At 70.4% G+C, this 8,238-nt stretch carries 7 protein-coding genes; 3 read left to right on the forward strand and 4 right to left on the reverse strand.

All coding sequences use genetic code 11. The features are described 5' to 3' along the window. The first annotated feature begins 107 nt into the window (after nt 1-107). Nucleotides 108-872 carry an SDR family oxidoreductase gene (locus VF106_RS45370; RefSeq protein WP_330846272.1) on the forward strand — a complete coding sequence of 255 codons (765 nt, stop codon included), beginning with the start codon at nt 108-110 and terminating at the stop codon, nt 870-872. On the opposite strand, the gene VF106_RS45375 is transcribed toward VF106_RS45370, so the two are convergent. Continuing rightward, on the reverse strand, nt 864-1,319 hold the full coding sequence (locus VF106_RS45375) for an Lrp/AsnC family transcriptional regulator (protein WP_330846273.1): 456 nt from the start codon (nt 1,317-1,319) through the stop codon (nt 864-866). The genes VF106_RS45370 and VF106_RS45375 overlap by 9 nt on opposite strands. A 112-nt stretch (nt 1,320-1,431) precedes the next feature. Here VF106_RS45375 and VF106_RS45380 point away from each other — a divergent pair, with 112 nt between their 5' ends. Beyond that, complete coding sequence (locus VF106_RS45380) at nt 1,432-2,439, forward strand: Glu/Leu/Phe/Val dehydrogenase dimerization domain-containing protein (RefSeq protein WP_330846274.1); 1,008 nt, start codon at nt 1,432-1,434, stop codon at nt 2,437-2,439. Nucleotides 2,440-2,592: 153 nt separating this feature from the next. On the opposite strand, the gene VF106_RS45385 is transcribed toward VF106_RS45380, so the two are convergent. The 3 genes from VF106_RS45385 to VF106_RS45395 all read right to left on the reverse strand — a co-directional run bounded on the left by VF106_RS45385 (nt 2,593) and on the right by VF106_RS45395 (nt 7,720). Further along, entirely contained in the window at nt 2,593-3,042 is a 450-nt protein-coding gene (locus VF106_RS45385; RefSeq protein WP_330846275.1) for a hypothetical protein, read from the reverse strand. A gap of 128 nt (nt 3,043-3,170) precedes the next feature. Continuing rightward, nucleotides 3,171-5,951: a S8 family serine peptidase gene (locus VF106_RS45390; RefSeq protein ID WP_330846276.1), complete on the reverse strand. Its 2,781-nt coding sequence runs from the start codon at nt 5,949-5,951 to the stop codon at nt 3,171-3,173. A gap of 203 nt (nt 5,952-6,154) precedes the next feature. After that, the gene (locus VF106_RS45395; RefSeq protein ID WP_330846277.1) at nt 6,155-7,720 is read right to left on the reverse strand and encodes a deoxyguanosinetriphosphate triphosphohydrolase family protein; all 1,566 of its coding nucleotides are present in this window, start codon (nt 7,718-7,720) and stop codon (nt 6,155-6,157) included. Between the two features lie 280 nt (nt 7,721-8,000). Between VF106_RS45395 and VF106_RS45400 the strand changes: the two genes are divergently transcribed. Next, on the forward strand, nt 8,001-8,238 hold a 238-nt coding region (locus tag VF106_RS45400; RefSeq protein ID WP_330846278.1), incomplete at its 3' end, for a lycopene cyclase family protein.

Genomic DNA, 8,238 nt, shown 5'->3' on the forward strand with positions numbered 1-8,238 from the left:
TCCGCCCGCCGGTCGTGACCGGTGGGCTCGCCTGGCTCCTAGGCCGTACGGATCACCACGTGTCCGACTATACGTTGCCCTGGCAACAGGATTTAGAGTCAGGTCCCATGACACCGGACTTCAAGGGCAGGACCGCGCTGGTCACGGGGGCAAGCCGAGGCATCGGGCACGCCATCGCCGCCGAGCTCGCCAGGGGCGGCGCCGCCGTCACCATCTCCTCGCGCAAGGCCGACCAGATCGAGGCCGCGGCCGACGAGCTGCGCGCGCTCGTGCCGGGCGCCAGGGTGCTGGCCGTGCCGGCGAACACCGGCAGCGACGACGACCGCGCCGAGGTGGTGCGCCGCACGGTCGAGGAGTTCGGTTCGCTGGACGTGCTGATCAACAACACGGGCATCAACCCGACGTTCGGTTCGCTCGTGGACGCCGACCTCGGCGCGGTGCGCAAGCTGTTCGACGTGAACGTGGTTGGCGCGCTCGGCTACGTGCAGCTCGTGGTGAAGGCGTGGATGGCCGAGCACGGCGGCTCGATCGTGAACATCGCGTCGGTGGCTGGCATCCGGTCGTCCGGGGTGATCTCCGCGTACGGCGCGAGCAAGGCGGCGCTGATCCGGCTCACCGAGGAGCTCGCGTGGCAGCTCGGCCCGGGCATCCGGGTCAACGCGGTCGCCCCGGCGGTCGTCAAGACGAAGTTCGCCGAGGCCCTGTACACGGCGGACGAGGAGGCGGCCGCGGCCCGCTACCCGATGAAGCGGCTCGGCGAGCCGGAGGACGTGGCCCAGCTGGTCGCGTTCCTTGCCTCGGACCAGGCGTCGTGGATCACCGGCGAGACCGTGCGTGTCGACGGCGGGATGCTCGCGACCGGCTCACTGTAGGGCGCTCAGGACGTTGTTCACCTGGTGCCGGTAGATGATCGAGGTGCGGAAGCCCACGATCTCGCGGCGGCTGGTGAACCGGTCGATCAGGAACGCGTGCAGGTGGTCGATGTCCTGGGCGGCCACGTGCACGATGAAGTCGTCGCTGCCGGCCAGGGTGAAGACCGCGACCACCTCCGGCAGCGCGGCGACCGAGTTCTGGAACGCCTCGATGACGGGGCGGGACAGCGGGCGGATCTGCGCGGCCACCAGGGCCTGGACGCCGCGGTTGAGAGCCGTGGGGTCGATGTCCGCGTGGTAGCCGCGGATCACGCCCCGCTGGCGCAGCAGGCGGATGCGTTCCAGGCAGGTGGACGGCGCGATGCCGACCTTGCGGGCGATGTCCTGGTTGGGTTGGCGGGCGTCCAGCTGCAGTTCACGGATGATCGCCGAATCAACTTCGTCCATGGCGTCATTGTGCCGCTCGCCGCCGAATGATATTCGGCGAACCCATCGCTACCTCGCCTATCTGCCTAACGTTCTCGGTGTCGGTTGCTGGATCGTTCGGCGGGAGGTCCTGATGGTCGAATCATGGGAGCACGAGGAAGTCGTCACGCGGTTGGGGCGCCGGTCCGGCGTGCCGATCACGGTGGCGGTGCACTCGCGGCGGCTCGGCCCGGCGGCGGGTGGGGTCCGGCTTCGCCACTACCCGACGTGGCAGGACGGGTTGACCGACGCGCTGCTGCTGTCGAAGGGGATGACCTACAAGAACGCGGTGGCGGGGCTGCCGTTCGGCGGCGGCAAGACGGTGATCGCGGCGCCGTCGACACTGACGCCGGCCCAGCGGACCGACGCGCTGGCGGACGCGGGTGAGCTGATCGCGTCGTTCGAGGGCTCGTACCTGTGCGGTCCGGACATCGGCACGACCTCCGACGACATGGTGTACCTGCGCTCGTTCACGCCGCACGCGTTCTGCCTGCCCGAGTCCCACGGCGGGACGGGGTCGTCGAGCGGCCCGACGGCCCGTGGCGTGCTGGCGGCGCTGCGGGCCGGGCTGTCGACGGTGTTCGGCTCGTCGTCGGTCGCCGGACGGCGGGTGGTCGTGGTCGGCATGGGCTCGGTGGGGTCGCTGTTGGCCAGGTCCTTGTCGGCGCAGGGTGCGTCGGTGGCGGTCGCGGACGTGGACCCGTCGCGGTGCGCGGGTTACGAGCAGGTGCCCGTGTCGTACGCGGTGGAGGCGGACGTGCTCGTGCCAGCCGCGGTCGGCGGGGTGATCGGGCCGGACGTGCGTGCGCCGCTGGTGGTGGGGCCGGCGAACAACCAGTTGGTGTCCGACGACGTAGCCGAGACCCTGTCCGCGGCCGGGGTGACGTGGATTCCGGACTTCGTCGCGAGCGGCGGCGGCGTGATCTACACGCTGTGCCGCGAGACGTCGGGCCTGGACCACGATGCCGCGCTGGCACGAGTCGCGGCCATCGAGGAGACCGTCCATTCAGTACTGAACGCCGCGGCCGCGAACGGCACGACGCCGTTGGCGGAAGCCATGACGCTGGCCGAGGACCGGCTGGCAGCACTCGCGCTCACGTGAGCGGATAAAAATGTACGGTCGTCCGTATAGTTACAAACAAACTATACGGACGACCGTACTTTTGGCGCACACAGTCGATCCGCCGCAGGGGCCGCCGGTGTGGACCACGGTCTACGGCGGCGTCAGGAGGCGGCGCTTTCGGGCGGCTCGCTGTCAGCGGTGCCAGTCACCGCGGTCGCCGCCACGAAAGTCGCCACGAAAGTCGCGGGGGAAGTCGTTGCCGGGGCCGCGCTGGTCCTGCCACGCGGGCCCGAAGCGGTGCCGGTCGTTGGCGGCGCCGATGGCGTAGCCGGCCACGCCGCCCCCGACGAGGAGCACGGCGGCCACGACGGCGGCGATCCAGGTCTTGGTCATGTGCGGCGGGCGCTTCGGCGCGGGGGCCGCTGGTGGGGTGGGCGGTGGCGGCGGTGGTGCCTCCGCGCCTGACTGTGCTTGCTCGTCGCCGGTTGCGGCGCCTTCCGGCGTGCCGGGCTGCCCGCCCTGCGGCGGGGCGTTCTCGGGGAGTTCGGCCGTCGGCTGTGGTCGGGGCAGCTCATCCGTCGGCTGGGCCGGCGGTGGCCCCGCTGCCGGCGGTTGGTCGCTTGCGTCTGGTTTGTCTGCCATGGCGTCAGCATGCGCCGGCATGCTGAGCGAGAGCTGTGAATCTGCTGACGAGATCCGCCGAAATCGCTGTCGATCCACGGCACGGCCGCCCGTCCGGTACGTACCCGGACGGGCGGCCGCCACTGGACCTACGGGGTGACGAACCCGTTGAACTTCAACGAGACGGCCCGGATGGACCCGACGTCCGCCCCCGCCGTGTCACGCACGAAGAACGTCCACGTGCCGTCGACCGGCGCGCCACGCAGCGCGTCGAGCGGGCTGACCGGCTTCCACGTGCCCGTGAAGGGGGCGTCCGCGGACGTCACCGTGGCGAACGAGGCCGCCGCTGTGTCGTCGAACACCACCTGGCACAGGTTGTTGCCGCCGCCGCCGTTGTTGCTGAACACGTTCGCCCGTACGCCGGACGGCGAGACCAACTGCCCGACCAGGTCACCGACGAAGGTGTGGTCGAGACCCACGGTCGTCGCGCCCGTCGCCGTGGTGCACGTGGCACCGTCGACCGAGAACCCGATCTTCGACGCCCGGCCGAAGCCGGACACCGGGATCTGCACGCTCGCACCGACCGCGCTGTTGTCCGGCACCGCGACCGGCGCACCCGCGTAGGCGAACGCGACGGTCTCGTCCGACGGACGGCCGACGTCGATCGAGAACGACGACGTCTTCGGCGAGAACGTGCCCGCGAAGGTCACGCGGGTCGCGAACTGGATCGGCACGCCGACCTCGTGGGTCGTCGGCACCCTCACCTTGTACTCCCGCACCACGGTCTCCCCACGCGGGATCGCACCGTAGAGCTGGGCACGCGGCGTCACCGTGACGCCCGGCGAGGACGTGGTGACCACGACGCTCGTGGACACCGCGGTCGCGTCGCCCACGTTGGTCACCGGCAGCGACACCGTCACCGTGTCACCCGGGTCGATGAACGCGCCGCCGTCGTCCACGGTCACCTTCGGGGCTTCCGAGACCGCGAGCGGCTGCGGGCTCGCACCCGTGTAGCCGAGCACCCGGTCAGCCAGGACCACGCCGTGGCCGCTGCGGCTGTCGACACCAGGGGCGCCGATGTCGATCGCCGTGCTCACCAGCGCCTCCCGCACCTCAGCCGGGGCGATGCCGGGGTTGCCGGACAGCACGAGACCCGCGATGGCCGCCGCGTGTGGTGCCGCCGCCGAGGTGCCGTAGAAGGTCTCGAAACCCTCCACGCTGGTCGAGACGCCGTCCGCGGCCGTGATGTCCGGCTTCTGCCGCACCTCGCCACCGGTGGAGCTGAAGTTGCCAGGCGTGATCGGTGTGCCGTCGGCCTGGAAGAACACGCGCCGCGGGCCGTCGGAGGTGAACCGCTCGAGCTTCGACGTCGAGTCGAACGCGTTCGGGAACGGACCGGCCGGGTTCGCCGGGTCGCCCGTCTCCAGGTCGAACGGCAGCGCGTCCTTGGCCGGCGCGGCGGCCGTCGAGAACGCGCCACGCGCGGCCGAGTGACCCCACGTGACACCCGGGGTGGTGAACGCCTTCAGCGTCGCCTGGTCCTCGAACCGGCCACGCAGCGCGGTCAGCGAGAAGTACCGGTCGGCGCCGGAGAACTTCACGACCGCGATCCGCAGACCGGTGGTACTTCCAGTCGGCAGGTCGAACCGCTCGAACGCGTCCTGGGTGCCGTTCTGGATGTTCTGGGCCTGTCCGATGACGTTGCCCGCCGAGTTGAGCAGGTACATGTCGTAGTCGTTGCTCGACCGGCCGATCGGGTCGGCCCAGTTCAGCAGGACCGGCGCGCCAGCCGACTCGTTCGAGATCGGCTGGAAGATCTGCGTGCCGGGGCCGGGGTCGAAGTCGTGGGCGTAACCCGCGAACTTGCCGACGATCTGGCCGGAGTTGACGTAGTCGCCCTCCCAGTGGCCGGCGGTGCCGTCCACGGTGTTGCCCTCGTTGCCGGCCGAGGAGAAGTACAGGGCGCCGTCGGCGATCACGTCGTTCACGGCCTGGGCGATGATCCAGTCCTGGAACACCGCCTCACGGAAGTAGATGATGTCGTCCACGATGATGTCGCAGCCGAGGTCGAAGCGGAGCGCGCGGATGTTGTCCGCGAAGCTCGCGTCACCGTTGAACGCCGTGGCGAAGCCGAGTTCGGCACTCGGCGCCACGTCGTGGATGATCTCCAACATCGCGGTGCCCTCGTCGCCGAGGCCGCCCTCACCCGGGAGGACGTCCACCGCGGGCAGCTCGCCTGCCGCCTGTGAGGTGCCGAGCGAGTCGATGCCGTCGGACAGCGCGCAGATCTTGACGCCGACACCGGTGACGCCGATGCCGTCACGTGCGGTGTCCGCGTTGTGCGCCCGGTCGCCCTCGCTGTTCGTCGGGCCGGCGCGGTCGGCGAGCGCCTCGCGCGTGTTCTGCGCGATCCGCTTCTCCTTCTGCTCCTTGGTCTCCTGGTCGGCTTTCTGGTTCGGGTTGAGCTCGCGGGCGGTCATGGCACCGTCCGCTTCCTCGACCCTGGCCACGTCGCCACGTGCGGCGATCGCGTTGACGGCCGAGAGCGGCACCTCGGCACGCACGGTGCCGTAGCGCGTGGAGACCGACCGGACGCTGGCGTTCTTCGCCGTCAGGTCCTTGAGCAGGGCGTCGCTGACCGTCCCCCGGATGTCCACGAGCACCTTGCCGCTCGCGGTCTTCTCGATCCCGTTGTCCAGCAACGGGACCGCGGTCCTCGCCCGCTTGTTCGCCGAAAGGCGCTGCTGCACGACGAGTTGACTGTCCACTTTGGCTTCCGCCGCGGACAGGTTCGTCTTGATGTCCTGGAGCGCGGCGATCTCCTTCGCCGCGGTTTCCTGTGCGGAGCTGGTCTGGTCCTCCGGTGGCGGCGCGGCGACCGCTGGGCTCGCGAGGCCCACGACCGCAATCAAACAGGCCGCTCCCGTCATCAGTACGCGTGATCTTCGTGTTGCGTGTGCAGGTAAACGCACGGATGCCCTCCGCGTGGTGCTCTGGCCGTGCCCCGACTCACGACCCCCAGTGCCGGGTGCCCCCCGGCCAGGCTCAACGTATGGTCGAAACCAATCGATCGCAGCGGCCATTCGGCCCAAACACACACAGTGTGTGTTAACAGTTGCCGTAGGTGAACGATCTACAGGACGAAGGCGTCGGACCAGGGCTGCGAGCTGCGCCCGGTAAGGGCGTCGAGGAGTGCCGCCGCCTGGCTGTCCGTTAGGGACGCGACGAAGTCGATCACGGCTCGTCCCCTTGCCATTTCCCGGATTCCGACGTCGCCATCGGGTGGTTCACCGACCGCACCGATCAAAGTGGACATATCGGTCGCGGCGAGCGCGCGGTACTCGGTCTCCGCCAGCTCGACGAGGTCGGTCAGCCTGCGCGGCAGGCGGTTGGCCTCATAACGATCGGTGAGCCACTGCACGAGTGCCTCCACCAGGGAGGTGATAAGCCGGGCCTGGCCGCGCTGGTGTAACGCCAGGTCCGGCCGGAGTAACACGAACCGGCGGTGCACGAACTTGAGCACCTGCACCTCGTGCCACTGGGCGGGGGCGAGCAAGACGTGCCCCGAACGGGTCGGCGGATCCAACACGACGGTCATGCCGTCGACGAGCCGGACGGTCCACCCCGACGAGAACCGGGCAACGGCCTGCTCGGCCTCGACGGAGCCGTCGAACGGCGTGCCGAGCAGTCCGTCGACCAGCTCGGCACGCACCCGGGCGACCGCGGCGACGAACGCGTCGTCGTCCACCATCCACGCGTCCCGGCGGTGCATGCGGCGGCGCAGCTGTTCGAGCGAGTGCCCCGGCCGCCTCGCGTGCGCGGCGAGCCGCTCGTCGTCGAGCGCGGCCAGCTCGAGCGCGTTGTTCAGCCAGTACTCGAGCTCGGCCGAGACCGGCGCGTGCTGAAGCACCCCGATCCGGTGGAAGTCCTCCAGATCGTGGATGGCGTAGGCGATGTCGTCGGCGGTGTCCATCACCGACGCCTCGACTGTCTGCTGCCAGCTGGCGAGCCGCCCGGCGAACGCGGCACGGGCCTGTGCCATGTCGTCGAGCTCGGTGACGTAGACGGAGAACTTGCTGGACCCGGTGCCCGGCTCGCCCGGCGGCTCGGAGGCGCCGCGCGGTGGCGAGGACATGTGCCGCGGGTGCGGGTCGGGATGGGTCATGCGGGTCCACGGGTACTTGAGCACGGCCGCGCGCACGGCGGCGGTGAGATCGAGCCCGACCGCGCTCGGCCCGCCGGTGTCGGTGGTGGTGACGATCCGCAGGCTCTGCGCGTTGCCCTCGAACCCGTCGGGCAAGCCGAGGCGGTAACGCGCGAGCCGGTCGAGCACCTGCTCACCGAGATGTCCGAACGGCGGATGCCCGAGATCGTGCACCAGCCCGGCGGCCTCCACGACGTCCGGATCGCACCCGCCGAGCTTGTCCAGCAGCGGCACGAACGCGGGCTCGGCACGAAGCCGCTCGGCGATGGCCCGCGCGACCTGGGCAACCTTGAGACTGTGGGTAAGCCGGTTGTGCAGCAGGCCGGAGCCACTCGCACTGACGACCTGGGTAACCCCACCAAGCCGCGCGAAGAAAGGCGACGCGACCACCCGATCCCGGTCCACCCGGAACGGACTGGCCGCGAGGTCACCGGACCCGGGCCCGGCCACCCTCTCCGAACGACGCGCCTCCCTGAGGTCGACCCGATCAGACATGGGGATGACCATAGCCGGGAGTAGTCCACAGGGCCCGCCACGAACACCCGTGACTGTCGGTGTCCCCCGGTAGGCTGGATACCGGGGGCCGGAGGCCGACCGGGTCCGGCCCCAACCAGAAGCCGACCCGGGGTCCGGCCCCAACCAGAAGCCGACCCGGGGTCCGGCCCCAACCAGAAGCCGACCGGGAGTCCGATGCCACCCGGAGGCCGCCCGGCGCGATCCCAGCCGGTCAGGTGGTAGTCGATCGGGTGAAGTCCGTGGGTGGTGGAATCCTGCGGTGGACGTTGTGGTCGTGGGTGGTGGGCCGGCCGGGTGGGCGCTCGCGTCGGCCTGTGTGCGGGTCGGGTTGCGGGTGACGCTGGTGGCTCCCACCAACCGGTGGCCGGCCACCTATGGCATGTGGCTCGACGAGACGGCGCTGCTGCCGGCCGGGTCGCGCTGGGTCGTGGCCCGGGCCACGGGTGGCGGGCGGGTGCTGCCGCGCGAGTACGTGGTGCTCGACAACGACAGTGTGT

The sequence above is a fragment of the Actinophytocola sp. genome (assembly GCF_036378875.1).
Taxonomy (GTDB): Bacteria; Actinomycetota; Actinomycetes; order Mycobacteriales; family Pseudonocardiaceae; genus Actinophytocola.